Source organism: Enterococcus sp. BWR-S5 (genome assembly GCF_016745255.1).
GTDB lineage: Bacteria > Bacillota > Bacilli > Lactobacillales > Enterococcaceae > Enterococcus_L.
In genome coordinates this window covers 24,475-40,986 of sequence record NZ_JADOEQ010000017.1, presented here as the reverse complement: position 1 = coordinate 40,986, position 16,512 = coordinate 24,475, and the positions used below count along the sequence as shown (strand labels likewise).

Genomic DNA, 16,512 nt, shown 5'->3' with positions numbered 1-16,512 from the left:
ATTATCAATTAATAGTATAAACTGAAAGTGTTAATAATACTGAATCTAAAATATAAATACGCAAATTATTCTGCATTTTTTTCCAAAATAGCTGATTCAATGAATTTTTTTAGCTATAGCAGATTAGCATCTTAAAAGGCTACTTGTCTTAGCGACTTTCTTATTAACAATCGATTTCTCACTGCTATTTTTCGGACGAAAACCCATTCAGTTAATAAGTCCTTGCATCGTTGGTAAAGTAGAGATAGCTCAATTCAAACTTATTTTTAAATGGATGATTTCTCCTTCCAAAGCAAAGATAGCAGTGAAAGTTCAACGAATCGAATATATTTTTCAAAGAGGAAGGTGCTCTATGTTAGGGAACTATTCATACACAGCAGATAAAGACAAATTACTCTGTCTAGTATAAAAACACATGGTAATTGCCTGCTCTGTTCAGCAAACTGACAATTACCATGTGTTTCTATTCTACTATATCCAATACTGCTATCGAATCTTCATCAAAAAATTGAACCAAAAGTTCTTCAAGCCATTCAAGCTCCGCCAGACCCAATTTAGCACTGGCAAGATTCGGTGCTTTATCATAAAAAGATTTTCCTTCTTCCAAAAACGCCATCGCCTTCTCAAAGTCTTCCTCAATAAAGCCATAATAGGCTGCCGATATCGCTCTCGTTCCCATAAACGGTTGCTTCAGATTTGTCTGTATTTTTTTGTCCATCCACAGCTCTTCAATTCGTTCATCTTCCGGTGCACATACACATAACCAAATCAACAACGCCTTCCTCATCTCCAACTGATAAGGAAGCACCAGTTCCTCTTCTCTATCCCACATTGCTTCAAGCAGTTCTTCATACTCTTCCCAACGCTTCTCTTCAAAAAATAGACCCAATTGAAGAAACTCTTGATAGTCGTTAAAATATGTTCTTCTTGGAACGGCTGGAATAGATTGAAAATAATCTGACGATAATTCTACATAAGTTTTTCCCAGATTAAACTGATAGTTCACTTCAAACTGCAGATACAGCAAGTATTCCTGTTCTTTACTTAACGATGCCAGTCGAATCGTCATACCATCATTGAAGCCCATCGGAATACCATTGGTTAGTGCAAAAAACAAACCAACAATCACAAATATCGTTGCCGATAATGAAGCTGGAACAAAGAAGATGCCGATAATGAGGCTGGTAACCAGATTGGCCAGCACACCTCCTATCAAATAGAGTCGAAATGGATAGTTGCCGCTTATATCTGTGGGAGGTGGAGCCATCAAACATTGACCTAACGTCCCAGGTACTTTATGACGACGAAAAACAATTTTTCCATTATCCTGCCAAACCCACATAAAGGAAAATATACGAAAACTGACTAACTTATGTCCCGATAATTTTCCACAAATGGCATGTCCGGCTTCATGGATGACAAGCTGCACGACAAACCACAAAATAGAAAAAAATATTAGTTGAAAAACAACTATTCCTGTAAGTGTTCTTTCTCCGAGGGTTGTTCCCAGAGAATAACCAAAGAATCCCCCAACCAGTACCATGATTAATATATTTACAATTTGACTTATTCCTTTTTTCATTTTTTCCTCCTTAGTCACTCGCTTTTACCGCCTTTTCTTAAAATCCCATAGCACTCTTTATTTTATCGGAAAGATTATGTAAATAACAGATGCTTTTTTATTTATACCTTTATTGTAAGAAAAAAGCAGCCTCTTCGGCTGCTTCAAAATGACTTATTCCCAGATAATTGGGATTCTTAAGTCTGCAATATAATATTGGCCTCGAGGTTGAATTTGCACCCAAACGTCAAGGTATTCCGTACCTTCTTCAACGTTTTCCCATCTCAGCTTATCGGACATTTTCTGTTGTGGTGTTTCAGATTCAACATAAAAAGGGCTCTCAGAAGTAGCATTCCACCAGTTTTCTTCTTCATAAAAATGCTTTGATAGTACAATCGGTAAAGTCGTTTCGTAATTGTTATCCTCTGCTGTTAAATAAATTGGATCTAAAGTTCCAGCTGTTTCAACGCAAACATGTTGTAATGCTTCAATATTATTTAGCGCGGAGATATCAAGTAATGGCGTTTTACCCTCTACTTCTCCCACTCTTGTCATATTCTGATAGTAAAATGTTTCAAGTTCGGTCATATTTTGAAGTACATCTAAATCCCTGATGCCATGTGTATAGCCTAAATCATAATAAATACTCTCAAGTCTCAAGTCCTTTACACCGTTAACATGAGCAAGTGGTGTAATATCTATAATGGGCATAGTAATAGTTAAGTCTTCAACAGACAGTCCTTGAATCCCTTCTAAACTACTGTTTTCAGGATTTTCATAGTTTTTAGAATAAAGTTGTAAACTGTTGAACTCATCCTTATTTTGCAAAGCAGCTTTAGATACATAATGGAAATTCCTTAAATTCGAAAGAGCGTCCTCTCCGACTAACTCATTTCCCTCTAACACATTGAGAATCTCAGCCTTCACATCAGGATTAGGGATTGACACATACTCTTCATCCGCCATTGCGTTTGAAAGACCGAATCCTAAACCGATTAATGCCGCTCCAACACAACTTCCTAAAACCATTTTTTTCATTTTCATTTTTTCCATCCTTTCTTGTAACACTTTAATATTAACGTAAATCCATACTACTTTCATAGTCGTTTTTAATCAAAATTGATTATAAAACTAATCAAAAAGAGAAAAAATTATTATTGACTGAACTATTTTCACTATCTACAGATTTTAATGTCTGGATTTCTGAGTATTACTACGCCTAAATAATCAGGTTCTCAAATCTACGATATAGCAATTTGAATACTTTGACTTTGAACAGCATCGCTAAATAAACTATTAAAAAATAAGCCGAAATTCAGCAAAAATTTGTGTGAACAGGTTTCGCGAATTTCGGCTTATTGTATTATTGTTTAGAATACTTCGTAAGCAACATAGAAGATGAAAAGTACCTACTTGATGTTTTCAGTTGAATATTTCTACTCCTGCGATTACTCATTGCAAGAGGAAGCTTTGCCCCAACCTCCATAGCTATATATCAGAATAACCACTTGTTGATTTATCCTTTAGATTCCATTTTATTAGAAATGATAACAAATGGCATATAAATAAATGTGCCTACAACAATAATCACAATTTGCAGGATAGCCGCTCGGACATCACCAGCTGTTGCCAGATAGCCTGAAAGTACCGGTGGAGTAACCCACGGAATCAAAATATACGTTGGATTCACGAGGCTCAAACTTGTTGCAATATACGCTAACAAGGTGGAAACCATTGGTACAATACAGAAAGGGATAGCATAAACTGGATTAAATACGATTGGCAGACCAAACATCATCGGTTCGCTAATGTTAAATAGACTGGAAACACCGCCCAATTTTGCAATCATTCGTTGGTCGTCTCTTTTTGAGAACAATAACACAGCGATTACCAGACAAATCATTGTTCCTCCACCGCCCATATAGACATACGCATCCAAGAAAGGCTGTGTGACAATATTCGGTGCTGCTGATCCGGCATTAATTGCTTCCACGTTTTGTTGTAAGGAGGTCAATAAGATAGGACCTGAGATTGCACCAAACACAAACGCTCCGTGAATCCCAAAAATAAAGACAAACGTGGAAAGAAAGACATACAACAAAATTCCCGGCAGAGTTTGAAAACCGCCAACTAGTGGTGCCTGTAAAATATTGACTACAATTTCAGGAATTGTCAGCCCTGTCGCTGTCCGTAAAACTACTTCCCCAATAGCAAAAATACTGATAGCAATAAACGCTGGTATCAAGCTATTGAAAGATTTGGCAATTGCAGGAGGCACGCTCTCAGGCATCTTAATCTTTAGACGATTATTAGCCGAAAGCTTCACAACCAGCGGAACACTTATTAGTGCTGCTAAAATACCTAAAAGCATTGCGGAAGCGCTTGTATAAGTTTGTGTTAAGGTACCCGAGGTTTGAATTTCGGTACCGTCAAAGCCGGTAATATTGATAATGTTAGGAACAAGACAAACATAGCTTGCCAACGCAACAATTCCTTCTAACGCACCGTCTGAATCATACGAACGAGCCAAACGCACACCAATTAGAAACGTTACCATAATACCCAAAATACCAAGTGTTCCATTGTATGCCTGTACACAGACCTCAGAAATAATTGCTCGTCCAGGTATTCCTCTTAGAAGACCTGTGTCCTCCGTTAGCAAAACATTGTTAACTAGCAGAAAAAAAGCGGCAGTAATAGTAATTGGAATTGTGCTGGCAAAAGCATCACGAATGGCACCAATAAATCTGTTTGTTGCTACTTTATTCGCATACAAGGCAATCTTTTCCCCTAATGCTTCTTTGTTGAAACTACTGTCTTTTATCATGATATGGTCTCCTTTTATTTATTGTTGATATAAGGCAGGTAACTGCCTTATATCTTCATTCTTGAGGTCCGATGTCCATTATTTCTAGATGTTCCTACACCAGAATAATGGCTCTCCTTTTCTCTTTTGACGAAACTGCTCAAGTAATTTCACAGTTTCTTCATTCTCGAGGTCCGATATCTATTTCCCTAGTATTCTTGATAAAAGGGAAATAGTTCTCCTTTTACTTATTGTTGAGAAAGGACAGGTAACTGACCTTTCTCTTCATTCTGGTGGTCCGATGTCCATTATTTCTAGATGTTCCTACACCAGAATAATGGCTCTCCTTTTCTCTTTTGAAGAAACTGCTCAAGTAATTTCACATTTTCTTCATTCTCGAGGTGCGATATCTATTTCCCTAGTATTCTTGATAAAGGGGAAATAGTTCTCCTTTTACTTATTGTTGAGAAAGGACAGGTAACTGACCTTTCTCTTCATTCTGGTGGTCCGATGTCCATTATTTCTAGATGTTCCTACACCAGAATAATGGCTCTCCTTTTCTCTTTTGACGAAACTGCTCAAGTAATTTCACAGTTTCTCCATTCTCGAGGGCCGATATCTATTTCCCTAGTATTCTTAGTAAAAGGGAAATAGTTCTCCTTTTACTTATTGTTGAGAAAGGACAGGTAACCGTCCCTTCTCTTCATTCTGGTGGTTCGATAGCCATTATTTCTAGATGCTCCTACACCAGAATAATGGTCCTTCTTATTTTTATCGTTGAGATATGGCGGGTAACTGCTTTATATCTTCATTTCAGCTGCTCCGTTTTTCAAAATTTTTAGTTACGTCCGTTTTCATAGTTTAGCAGCTCGGCTGTCAGTGAAAGCCATTTCCCGGCTACACCGACCCAGACCTCTTTGTAGGTTGCATTATTAAATTGTGGCCAATAGGGCTGGTCCTCTTCGCCAAAGGTCTGCATCCCAACGGGCATTTCTCCGGTGATTTCTCCGGAAGAAACAGAGTATTGCTGCGGGTAATTATGCCCTTCACCGTATACCATTGATTGACCAAATGGATTTTTTCCAACCATCCACTGCAGCTGCTGGTGCCCCATATCAAGTAATGCTTGATTATTTGTCAGTCGGCCAATAATTGCAGCTGACTTGCCCATAGACAACAGGATGGCATTATTTCCTCGGAAAGAAAACCAGACTGGGAAACGTTTGATATACAAACCTTCACCGATTTGAATCCCTTGTTTCAATTGCTTTTGATAACTTTCCTCTGCTTCATCACTGACTAGTAAATGCTGCTTATAAAAGCTATCCTTATCCTGCCACTCATCTTCCCAATAAATCCCGCTGGCAAACATGGGGTACGGTTCTGTAAATGTATCTAAAAATTCAAGGTATGCGCCGTACTCTTTGGCCGCCTTCAGCCACTCACCGTATCTATCATTGGTAGGAAAAGCTATTATCATTTCTTCAAACGCTTGTGCATATAAGTGTTCTCTCGCTTGATGGTTAAAATGCTGAAACACTTTGTGTGTTTCATCTCGATAAAACATCCCTTTCAACACTGTTCCATCAGTCAGCAGAAGCCCTTCTTTTTCCTGACACAATTGCAGCTCTTCAAAACGACGAAGCGCTTCTTCCTGATATTTTTCTTCATTGAAAAGCTGGTACATCAATGCCGAGGTCCAAGCCATCGTTGCTAAAAATGTACTTTTCGATGTGCTGTAGGTATGCTCCCAGAAAATTGGCTCATGCCTAAAGCCTGATTTTTCAAAACCAGCCATAGCATAACCATAGTCTTCTTTTACGACCTGTAACAGCGTTGTTTTCAACGGATGTTCTTCCGGTAATCCCTTAACTATTTTAGCAAGGAGACCAGTAATCAAAAAATTATCATAAGGACTATTGTGAATACGTGGAACGGCATCATCCATCGTGCCAATTCGATTATCTGTCCAACGAGTGATTCCCGCACTGGTAATCCGATCGCCAGCATCCAACCTTGTCTTCAAGATGAAATCAATACCCCATTCTCCTTCCTCCATCAAGCGAAGGGAAAGACGGATGATGTCGATAATTCTGAAAAACGGTCAATCAGAAATGGCTGTGTTTTTGTATCACCTATTTGAATCGTATAGGAGCCTACTTCCGTAACCTCGGAAAAATCCAATATACCAAAGGTGCCATTCGCTGTTTCCTCAATGGCAATCTCTTTCTCTACTATCATCTGCTTTTCTTTCGTTGACCTGACCTCAAATGTTCTTTCTAAAAAATCATCGGAATGAATAATCACTGTTTTTCTAAAATCCGGATGATAGCCGATATGAGAATAGATGATTTCCTTTTTGGGTGCCTGCCAGCCTGTTGCAGAAGTATTATGCCTATTTTTTTCCAGATAAAGCTCACTAATCGTATAACTCAGCTGCCCGTCGAGATTCATATACGAACCATTTGCTCCGGAAAAAATATAGATTCCTGTCACTGCATCCCTTGGAAGATTGCTAATATCAAGAACATATGTCTGTTTTTCCTGACCTTCCAAATTAATCACATGAGTTCCTTCCCTATTGTAAATATCAGGAATTTTTATTTCTCCGTCATTTTCTAGGGTAAGTACAATTGCTGGGTTGATAACATTTTTACATTCTGCTTCAACAGACAGTTTGATTTGAGTGAAGGAAGACCAATCTTCCCGATTAATAGATAAATGCGCTCCGACCTCTCCAAAATTCACATAATCACCGTCCTCCGGAGCACCGTCCGGCCAGGAATCATAGCGTGTATCGCTAATCAAGGTCACTGTAGTATCAGTCTTTTTTAAATGTCCTCTTCCTCTATGCTGCCACTGCGTACTACCTTCTGATACAATCGGTTTACGCTGCAGAATTTCTTCTTTATTTAGCTGCATAGCTTCATAAGAACGCTCGTGATTCAAAGGTAGCGGGCGATGAACATAACCAGATTCTCTCAGTTGCTTCTCAAACTCCTGCATAGCTCTGCTCTCCTTTCTGTTTTATAAAAACCAATGCAGCAGCTCCCTTAAGCGCCACAGCATTTGGGTCTAGCTCAGTCACTGAAAAACTTTTTGTAACAAAACGAATGGTCTTCTCATTTAGAAACGTTACCAAATGATCTAGAAACCAACCGTCATTCATGACACCTCCACCGAATACCACTGCTTCCGGGTCACTGACACGCACAAGATTCATCACTAAAGCAGCAGCAGCCTTCAAGGCTTGACTCACTACTTTCTTCGCTAACGGGTCGTTTTCTTCGTAGGCTCTTATAAGCGCATAAAAAGGCACGCGCTCCGATTCCTTTATATCTATTAGGCTATCTGGATAATCCGCTGCAAATTTCATTACTTGATTGTGCATCCCTAAACCGGAAGCGAACAGCTCAACGCATCCTTGCCTGCCACAGAGGCAGCGATCCTCGCTGTTCATATCTACAACCATATGACCAACTTCCCCAGCGTTGCAGTTCCCTCCAACAATCAATTGCCCATCTGTAACGACACGACCGGCGATACCTGTACCAATATTTATATAGACAAAATTATCCGTCTCCTTACCTTTCCCAAGCACTTTTTCAGCTAAGGCTGCACCGGAGACATCATTTGTTACCCAACAAGGAAGCTGAAACTCCTTAGACAACATATGAGAAAGATTTATCGGTTCTGACAGTCCCGGGCGAATTTCAAACCAGTTACCAGTTGCCGTCTCCACTCTTCCAACCACACATACACCAATTCCAATAAGCTGTCCCTGCACTTCTTGTTGCGAAAGAAAGTCTCTAATTGCTTCTTTTATCTTTTCCGCTGCAGCATGCATACTGTCTACATTTGACGGATATTTCTGTGTAGATAGGATGTGTCCATCCCTCGTCACTTCACCTACCAATATTTTTGTGCCGCCTAAGTCAACGGCTAAAACTGTCTGCATCACTTTATTCACCTCAACATTTGATAACGTTACCAAATAATTTTATTATGTTCCCGCTTTCACGACCATCATACATCGACATTAATCTGTCTGTCAATACCTTTTCATTAAATTTAGAAACGTTACCAAAAAAATATTGCGTTTTTTTCAAACCTAACATACACTAAGAGATAAGGAGGTCTTTGGCATGAAAAAAAATATCACAATCAAAGAAATCGCAAAAAAAAGCGGTGTCTCAGTATCTACTGTTTCCCGTGTTTTAAATAATCATCCCTCGGTTTCTCCTGTAAAGCGAGCAAAGGTGCAGGCAATCATTGAAGAAGAAGGCTTTCAGCCGAGTATGCTGGCACGGGGCATGGTTTCTAATCAAACAAAGACATTAGCAGTAGTTGTCTCGGATATTACCAACCCTTACTTCACTTCTCTTGTATCGGAAATTGAGCTTGCCAGTCAGGACCAAAGCTATTCCCTGCTTCTTTTTAACACGATGACCGCAGGACATAAGAAAAAGCCCGATAGCAGCTTCATTGAGAAAGACACGTTTAATACTATTCTTGAAAAGAAAGTAGACGGTGTTCTTATCCTTGGAGGAGAAATCGATCGAGACGAGCCGAATCCGGACTATTTGCATGCCCTGAATCAACTAAACAAACAAATTCCTGTACTGATTATCGGACAAGCACAGGAAGACTGCACCTGTTCCTTTTTAGAACGTGATTTGGAAAAAGGAGTATTTTTGGCGATGCAGCACTTGTTGGCTCTCGGCTATCGCCGGATTGGGTTTATTGGTGGTGAAGCCGGAGTTAAAATCACGACTCAGAGAGTTGAGGCATTTGAAAAAGCATTGTCCTTATACAGCACCTTCGACTCATCTTTACTCTATTTAAGCGACTTCTATACCGAAGATGGCTACCAGAGTATGACAAAAATCATTCACGAGCAGAAAAAATTACCTGATGCTGTTTTAGCTATCAATGACCGTGTGGCAATCGGTGCTTTTCGAGCGTTGAAGGATCAGCAGCTATCGTGCCCTGAGGATATTGCCATCGCCAGCTGTGATGCTTTTCCGGATGGCGAATATCAAATCCCTCGTATTACAACAATTAATCAGCACAATCAAATATTAGGCCAACTGGCCGTAAAACGGCTTCTGAAATTAATCAATGAAGAACCATTAGGTGCCATCGACATGCATTCACCAGATTTGATTATTCGTGAATCTTGCGGCATACAAAGGAGAACATAGTATATGGACAAACATCTTATCTTTATGGACATAGACGGAACCTTGGTAGATAGAGACCAAAAAATATCTGCTAAAACCCGTTCAGTAATCACTGAATTACAACAAGAAGGACACCAATTTTATGTAGCAACAGGTAGGAAATATTCCTCTGCGTACGAAATGGCTCAAAAACTCAATGGAGAAACAAGGGTTGTTGCCTCTAATGGCAGTATCTATTCAGTGAACAATACCCTACACAAAAAACAGCTGTCACGAGAAGCACTGGCTGCGATTTATGAAACAGTTGCTCATCAGAATCTACCGATGTTCTTCTTCGGTGAACATACCGTTTTCTACACCGAAGCACTGCCTGATTATCTTCAAAAAGGCGATCAATCCAGAGTCAGCAATAATGAGGAGGAAGACTTTCTATTCATTGATTCGATTGACACGCTTCTTTCTATGAGCACTCGAATCGTGAACGGAATCATTATCGCCGATGACAGAAAAAACGAACTCAATAAGGTCAAAGCCGAACTGGCAGAAAGAGACTTGCTTTCATTGTCCTCTTCCCATCCGAATAATATTGAACTGATTCCAAAAGGCGTCAATAAAGCAACAGCCATTCAGGAGATTCAAAAGGAGCTGGTCGTTCCTAAAGAACAAATCATCAGCTTCGGTGACGGGATGAATGATATGGAAATGCTGCAAGCCTCCGGTATTAGCGTAGCAATGGGTAATGCCGTGGATGAACTGAAACAGCAAGCAAAATTTATTACAGATGCCAATACCGAAGATGGTATCGCAAACTTCTTAATGAATTATTTTAAGTAAACAAAAAGGAGCTGCCTCAATCATGACAAAACCAACAATGCTCTCCTATATCATGGACGAGCAAGAAACATTGACCAAAATCATTAGCCACTATCCGAAAAATATTGATCAGGCGTTGAAGGGCTTAGCGATTGATGCAAACAACTGGCTAGTGCTTGGAACCGGCTCAAGTATCAATGCTGCCCAAAGCGCGAAATACTATATTGAAAAAATAGCGAATATCAAGCTATCCATTGAAGAGCCCTACAACTTTACCCACTATGAAAAAATTGATGCAGCACTTCAAGTCGTACTGGGGATTTCTCAAAGTGGACAAAGTACCTCAACAATCGAGGCAATCAATAAAATTACAGCGCATCATGCTGTTCACACCATGGCTGTGACAAGTATTCCAGATAGCGAAATCACCAAAGAAACAACAACAACTTTGGATATCCTTTCCGGTCGCGAGCGTGTGGGCTATGTCACTCTCGGCTTTTCAGCAACAGTTCTTGCATTAATGCTGTTAGGACTTAGGACAGGAGTCAAAAAAGGGTTGATTTCAGTTGAAAAAGAACAAGCTGAACTAGCAGAATTCTTAGCAATGACGCAACGTTTTAATGAAACAATCGCAAAAGCAACCACATTCTTTGAGACTCATCGTCATGATTTTCGAGATGCACCTCGTTTCACCTCTATAGCTTACGGCCCTGCTGTAGGTACCGCTCAGGAGATGGAAACAAAATTTTCAGAGACGATTCGCGTTCCTTCTCAAGGTGTTGAACTGGAAGCCTTTATGCATGGTCCTTATCTGGAAATCAATCCAAATCACCGGCTATTCTTCATTGACACACCCGCAAAGCCGGAAATCATTGAAAAATCCGAGCTATTGAAAACCTATGAGCAGCGACATACTGAGCATGTCTTTACTATCTCATTACGTTTAGAAGAATCTGCCGATGAGCATACATTGGCATTGGGCAGCTATGATGATGAGTTCAAAGCTCCTTATCTGGCTATTCTTCCATTTCAAGTGTTCTGTTGGTATATTTCTCGTGAAAAAGGGATTGATATCACGCAGCGGATTTTTACAGATTTTTCTCAAGCCGTCAAAAGCAAGACAACTGTTCAGGATTATGTGTAGCAACAATTGCCACCCTTGAAACAGCAACGAACTATTTACTTCTATGCCTACCCTTCAGTGTGTTCGCATAGAAGTTTTTTTCTTTAATCCAATCCCCTTTTTTGCGCCATCCCCCCTTTTCATCCCTTCATTGCACATGATATACTTTGGTTATCAGATGAGATAAAGGGAGTGGTTCGTATGGCTATTGAAACAATTCGCTTACTTCTAGGTGTTGGCTTTGCATCTACAGGTATTTTGCTACTGTTAGCACTGCTTATAAGGTATGTCACCGGAGGATTGTTTCTTTCCAGAACACCACAACGGTTTATGGAAGATAGAAAAAATCCTTTTTATGACAAAGAAAAAAAAGCCGGAGACTATTTCAGTTCGTGGGTTCTCTACTATATCCCTGCACTATGTCTTGCTTGCTTACTGCTATTACTTTTTTCTTTACTGGCAGGATAAGCGTTTAAAAAGTAGAATTAAAATGTTGTTAACGGAGGACATTGGATGAATTACAAAAAAATAGCAATAAACGAGTTAGTTCCTGAGTTGTTCACTGATTTCATTCGCCATCAAAACGTCACGCATTGTTGGCGCTATTCTGATGGTCAATGGAAAATAGAACCTGTCGTGTTCACAGAGGAATGGGGACACGACGAATATAAACAGCTTTGTGGTTACCTAAAAAATACACTAAAAACCAGAGGTATCGTCATCGGTGCTTTTTCTGATAAAGACCAACTAAAAGGCTTTGTCAGTGTTGAAGGAAAACGATTTGGCAGTTATAAACAATATCTTGATTTGTCTGCCCTCCACGTTTCAGAGGATGTTCGCGGACAAAAAATCGGAAAACAGCTTTTTCTGTTAGCAGCTGATTTCGCTGCGAATCAAGGAGTAGAAAAATTATATATTTCCAGCCATTCTGCCGTAGAAACACAAGCATTCTATTCTTCATTAGGCTGTGTTGATGCAACTGAACCATCTATTTTGCATTGTGAAAATGAACCTTATGATCGACAACTAGAATATCGCCTAGGAGGGATAGCGTGAAGGAAGGACTTGCACCAATCTTTGATGCACAAACAGAAATTCTTATCTTAGGAAGCGGCCCGAGTGACCGCTCTATTGCTCTCCAGCAATATTATGGGAATAGAGGTAACCAGTTTTGGCGTGTCGTGTTTGAGTCATTAGAGGTTGCTGATCCGCTTGATTACGACAAACGGCTTGCGTTACTTAAAAAGCATCATATCGGTCTTTGGGATGTCTATGGCACATTTGAACGCCAAGGAAGTATGGATACCAACTATAAAGAGACACAACTTAATGATTTCACAGAGCTGTTGGAAAGCACAAATATCATGCTGATTATCGCCAATGGAAATGAGTCGTTTCGAATCATTGAAAAGCATCGCCTGTTTCCTGATATAGAGGTTGTGAAATGCTCCTCTACCAGCGGTGCAAACAACGGCAGACAAGCACAACGCCTAATAGAATGGCAAGCAGCACTATCTACAGTGAAGTGATAAATAGAAATAACTAAAAAGCGCTTGGAATGCGAGTCACATTCCAAGCGCTTTTTCTATTTTAGCGAAGGTTATCAACCAAAACTCTGTGTGTAAAAAACTTCTATTTCTACCTCTCTTATTTAGATAATCGCAAAGGCTCGAATAGTAAAACCAGGTGCCTGCTTTATCTTCGGAACACCTAAGACAATTGCCCCGCCAACAGCTGGAACCTCGGATAGATTGGTTAGTACCTCCACCTGAAATTTATTCTGAGAAAGCCAGTAAAGCTCACCGATTAAGCCGTTGTTTTTCGTGCACTCCATGGCAGAATCTGTATCCAACGTTTCATGCCCAATTGCCTGTACCTTTCTTTTCTCATGTAGAAATTGAAGGGCCTCTAATGACCAGCCCGGTGTATGTGCTTGTCCACTTTCATCTCGATTGTAATAGGCTTCATGATTCTCCCAACGCCTAGACCAACCACTGGCAAAAGCAACAAAGCACTCCTCTGGTATTCGTCCGTGTTGCTCTTCAAATGCAAGAATATCTGCTACAGATAGCTGATAATCATTGTCCATCTCCACCGCTGCTTCTTTGTGCAGAACTATCAAAGGCAGTACCAATTCCTTTAACTGTAACTCTTCCAGGTACCGTTTCCCCGAAGAAAAATGACATGGAGCATCAATATGCGTACCATATTGTGTAACTAAATTGTATTCCTTTGCGAAAAAGCCGTTTTCCTCTACAGTAAACAACGTTTCTTCAGTCAAGGGCTTGAAGGAAGCGAAGTACGGAATATCGCCTGTCACCTCATGCGTCAAATCAATCCATTTCTGCTGCTTCAAAAAAGCGATGCTCTCCAAAACTGTTGGCATGTCACTTTCCCTCCTAATCGTTAGGCCATACTTCTTTCGCTGTTTCAACAACGAGTCGCAGCTTCGCCCATTGGTCTGCTTCACTCACCTTGTTTCCTTCGTGCGTGGAAGAAAACCCACATTGAGGACTTAAGCATAGCTGCTCTAAGGGTACGTACTGCGCCGCTTCTTGAATTCTCTTTTTCAGCAGCTCTTTACTCTCCAGCTCCGGTGTTTTTGTTGTAACCAAACCAAGAACCAGTCGCTGATCTTTGATATGTTTCATCGGTTCAAAGCTTCCTGAACGCTCATCATCAAACTCCAAAAAGAAGCCATCAAATTCAGTGATTGACAAAAGACGTTCCGCAATCAAATCATATGAACCATCATACAGCCAGTGGGATTGAAAATTTCCTTTACAGAAATGGAACGTGACTGCTAAATCGGCTGGTTTCTTTGCTAAAACCGCCTCTGTAATATCTCCAAATTCCTGTATCAGCTCATCGGGATTGTAGCCATTTTGTTGAATCATCCCGCGGAAGCGTTCATCAAAAAGTCCACCCCAACTGGTATCATCTAATTGTAAATAGCGACAACCGGCATCGTAGAACCCCTGTATTGCTTCTTGGTAAGTTGTAATTAAATCTTGTATGAAATCCTCTCTCTTTTCATAAGCTGGCTGCTCATGATATTGTTTTGAAAGAATAAAAGAATCCAAATAAATCATATTGGGTCCGGGTATCGTTTGCTTCGCAAGAACATCCCCAGCCTGCTCTTTAGTAAATTTGAAATGTTCTAAAAAGGGATGCGCTTGATTAAAGGCCAGCTTTCCACTTACGAATGTTCCCTGAGCCTCTGTTGTGATACCAAAAGCCTTTGTTTCAAAATCATAGACAGTGATTCCCTTCAGACCTGCGATAAAATCCAGGTGCCACCAGCGACGACGAAATTCTCCATCAGTTACTGCTGATAAGCCAATCTCTTTCTGTTTTTCAATAATTTTGATGATTTCTTCGTCCTCTACCTTTGTCAGTGCTTCTTTTGAAATATGTCCTTGCTTGAATTGCTCCCGTGCGTTCTTTAACGCTTCCGGTCGTAGTAGACTACCTACTTGATCCCAACGAAAAGGTATTGTTGTCATAATCTTTCCTCCATTTTTTTGATAGTTAAAATGAGTTAGGCAATTGTTATCTTCACACGCTTCTATCTCGATTGTCCAATTAAGCACAGAAAAATAGAACATCCTATTTCCAAAACATCAACACTTTTCTGCTATTGAAGTGAGTATCCTATATTCCCTCATTTTTCTTTAATCTTTTTTTCATCAAATATAGCAATGAAACCCGCTGCTGTCAACATCCCTCTGATAAATACTCAATCATTGAAATCCCCATCAAAACACAGCTACTTCTTATAGATGATTCAGACCCGCTGCAATCCAACGGTTCTTATAAACAAAAAAACTGAAACGATCAGGAATCCATCGTTTCAGTCATTCATTTTCTTAGTAGCTGCCCTTTATCACAAAATAGGAACCACGAATCACACCAGCCAGCTTAGATTTTTGGCGTGCAAACTTGAACTTGCCTTCCAGCTCCTTTGGAACCTCCATCCCCTCTGACAGCTTAAACCCAACGGCTCGCTTGCCTTCTTCTGAGAGACTGTACATCACATTTACCGACAAACCATTTTCATAGAACACATAAGAAAAACGTGTCCCCTCCACTTCAAAATCAGATACCTCCAGCGCCTTATAAGGAAATACCAATTCCCTTTCCTGTAGGATTTTTTCTATCCACGCTAAAGTATCAAGGGCTTCATCCGCTGATACTGTGACAAACTCATGCTTGTATTTATTCCAAAAATATCGTGCCTCATTCGCTCGCAAACCCGCCAACGCTGCCGCAAAAGGTGAGCTTTCAAAACCAATTGTCGATACCTCTTTAAAATCTACTTTGTAAGACATGCCTATCCTCTTCTCTCCTAAGATTTATACAATTAGTATAATCAGATAGGAATAAAATGCCAAAGAATTGATACTGAAATCAAGCAAGAACATACCTACACAGAAATATTTTTACTGAAAGACCTTCAAAAACGTCTTTACTCACGAAAACAGTTCCTCTTTGTCAATCAACGCCTGAAACAGCATCAACGCCTCCATAGCCGTTGCTTTCTCTTCTTCACTATGTGTTGCGCTTAGCCACCATTCAACAATTCCTGCCATGGCTTCTCCACACCCACGCAATGTCAGCTTATTTTCCGAAAAGCTATGGGTATATACAGCCAGCAGCTCTTTTGTAAAAATACTTCTTATTCTTTCCTTGACCCATTGCGTTTCTTCCGCTCTTAATAGACCTTTCAAAATTGTGCCCGATGTATCAAGTGTTTCAAGAAACCTGTTCCAACTACCAACAGAAAGCTTCGCGGCTATCGTTTCTCTACATAGTTTGGTAAACCAACTGAACTGCTCATCCAACAAACTGTATTTATCCAAGTAATAAATGTAGAAAGTATTCCTGCTTATCCCAGCTTCCTCTGAGAGCCTGGTTACAGAAATCTCTTCAAAAGAATGTTCCTGCAGCAGCTCTTCGAACGCATGAAGAATCAATTTTTTAGATTTTACTGTTCGTCTATCTCCCACAGGCGCCCTCACCTTCC

The 16,512-nt window shown here is 40.1% G+C and carries 16 protein-coding genes; 6 read left to right on the top strand and 10 right to left on the bottom strand.

Annotated elements, in window-relative coordinates:
• Positions 1 to 463 precede the first annotated feature (463 nt).
• The 6 genes from IW510_RS17390 to IW510_RS17370 form a co-directional block, all read right to left on the bottom strand.
• Positions 464 to 1,582, bottom strand: a complete 1,119-nt coding sequence (locus tag IW510_RS17390) for a hypothetical protein (protein WP_202061796.1) — start codon at positions 1,580 to 1,582, stop codon at positions 464 to 466.
• Positions 1,583 to 1,735: 153 nt separating this feature from the next.
• Positions 1,736 to 2,605: a hypothetical protein gene (locus IW510_RS17385; protein ID WP_202061794.1), complete on the bottom strand. Its 870-nt coding sequence runs from the start codon at positions 2,603 to 2,605 to the stop codon at positions 1,736 to 1,738.
• 472 nt (positions 2,606 to 3,077) lie between these two features.
• The gene (locus tag IW510_RS17380; RefSeq protein ID WP_202061792.1) at positions 3,078 to 4,388 is read right to left on the bottom strand and encodes a PTS sugar transporter subunit IIC; all 1,311 of its coding nucleotides are present in this window, start codon (positions 4,386 to 4,388) and stop codon (positions 3,078 to 3,080) included.
• 817 nt (positions 4,389 to 5,205) lie between these two features.
• Positions 5,206 to 6,393, bottom strand: coding sequence for a glycoside hydrolase family 9 protein (locus IW510_RS21375; protein ID WP_236674802.1), 1,188 nt, complete (start codon positions 6,391 to 6,393; stop codon positions 5,206 to 5,208).
• 32 nt (positions 6,394 to 6,425) lie between these two features.
• Complete coding sequence (locus IW510_RS21370) at positions 6,426 to 7,373, bottom strand: cellulase N-terminal Ig-like domain-containing protein (RefSeq protein ID WP_236674801.1); 948 nt, start codon at positions 7,371 to 7,373, stop codon at positions 6,426 to 6,428.
• Positions 7,360 to 8,325, bottom strand: coding sequence for an ROK family protein (locus tag IW510_RS17370; RefSeq protein WP_236674805.1), 966 nt, complete (start codon positions 8,323 to 8,325; stop codon positions 7,360 to 7,362). The genes IW510_RS21370 and IW510_RS17370 overlap by 14 nt, the downstream gene beginning before the upstream one ends.
• 187 nt (positions 8,326 to 8,512) lie before the next feature.
• Between IW510_RS17370 and IW510_RS17365 the strand changes: the two genes are divergently transcribed.
• The 6 genes from IW510_RS17365 to IW510_RS17340 all read left to right on the top strand — a co-directional run bounded on the left by IW510_RS17365 (position 8,513) and on the right by IW510_RS17340 (position 13,015).
• Entirely contained in the window at positions 8,513 to 9,571 is a 1,059-nt protein-coding gene (locus IW510_RS17365) for a LacI family DNA-binding transcriptional regulator (RefSeq protein WP_202061790.1), read from the top strand.
• A gap of 3 nt (positions 9,572 to 9,574) precedes the next feature.
• Positions 9,575 to 10,384, top strand: coding sequence for an HAD family hydrolase (locus IW510_RS17360; RefSeq protein ID WP_202061789.1), 810 nt, complete (start codon positions 9,575 to 9,577; stop codon positions 10,382 to 10,384).
• Between the two features lie 22 nt (positions 10,385 to 10,406).
• Positions 10,407 to 11,507: an SIS domain-containing protein gene (locus IW510_RS17355; protein WP_202061788.1), complete on the top strand. Its 1,101-nt coding sequence runs from the start codon at positions 10,407 to 10,409 to the stop codon at positions 11,505 to 11,507.
• Positions 11,508 to 11,687: 180 nt separating this feature from the next.
• Positions 11,688 to 11,954: a hypothetical protein gene (locus IW510_RS17350; protein WP_202061787.1), complete on the top strand. Its 267-nt coding sequence runs from the start codon at positions 11,688 to 11,690 to the stop codon at positions 11,952 to 11,954.
• A 45-nt stretch (positions 11,955 to 11,999) separates the two neighbouring features.
• Positions 12,000 to 12,542, top strand: coding sequence for a GNAT family N-acetyltransferase (locus IW510_RS17345; protein WP_202061785.1), 543 nt, complete (start codon positions 12,000 to 12,002; stop codon positions 12,540 to 12,542).
• On the top strand, positions 12,539 to 13,015 hold the full coding sequence (locus tag IW510_RS17340; RefSeq protein ID WP_202061783.1) for a DNA-deoxyinosine glycosylase: 477 nt from the start codon (positions 12,539 to 12,541) through the stop codon (positions 13,013 to 13,015). The genes IW510_RS17345 and IW510_RS17340 overlap by 4 nt, the downstream gene beginning before the upstream one ends.
• Positions 13,016 to 13,137: 122 nt before the next feature.
• On the opposite strand, the gene IW510_RS17335 is transcribed toward IW510_RS17340, so the two are convergent.
• From IW510_RS17335 to IW510_RS17320, 4 genes are all read right to left on the bottom strand, one after another.
• Complete coding sequence (locus IW510_RS17335) at positions 13,138 to 13,872, bottom strand: cyclase family protein (protein ID WP_202061781.1); 735 nt, start codon at positions 13,870 to 13,872, stop codon at positions 13,138 to 13,140.
• 13 nt (positions 13,873 to 13,885) lie between these two features.
• Positions 13,886 to 14,992: a 5-methyltetrahydropteroyltriglutamate--homocysteine S-methyltransferase gene (locus IW510_RS17330; protein WP_202061780.1), complete on the bottom strand. Its 1,107-nt coding sequence runs from the start codon at positions 14,990 to 14,992 to the stop codon at positions 13,886 to 13,888.
• A 363-nt stretch (positions 14,993 to 15,355) separates the two neighbouring features.
• A complete protein-coding gene (locus IW510_RS17325) occupies positions 15,356 to 15,817 on the bottom strand; it encodes a phage tail protein (protein ID WP_202061779.1) in 462 nt (153 codons plus the stop codon).
• 141 nt (positions 15,818 to 15,958) lie between these two features.
• A complete protein-coding gene (locus IW510_RS17320) occupies positions 15,959 to 16,495 on the bottom strand; it encodes a TetR family transcriptional regulator (protein ID WP_202061778.1) in 537 nt (178 codons plus the stop codon).
• Between the last annotated feature and the right edge of the window lie 17 nt (positions 16,496 to 16,512).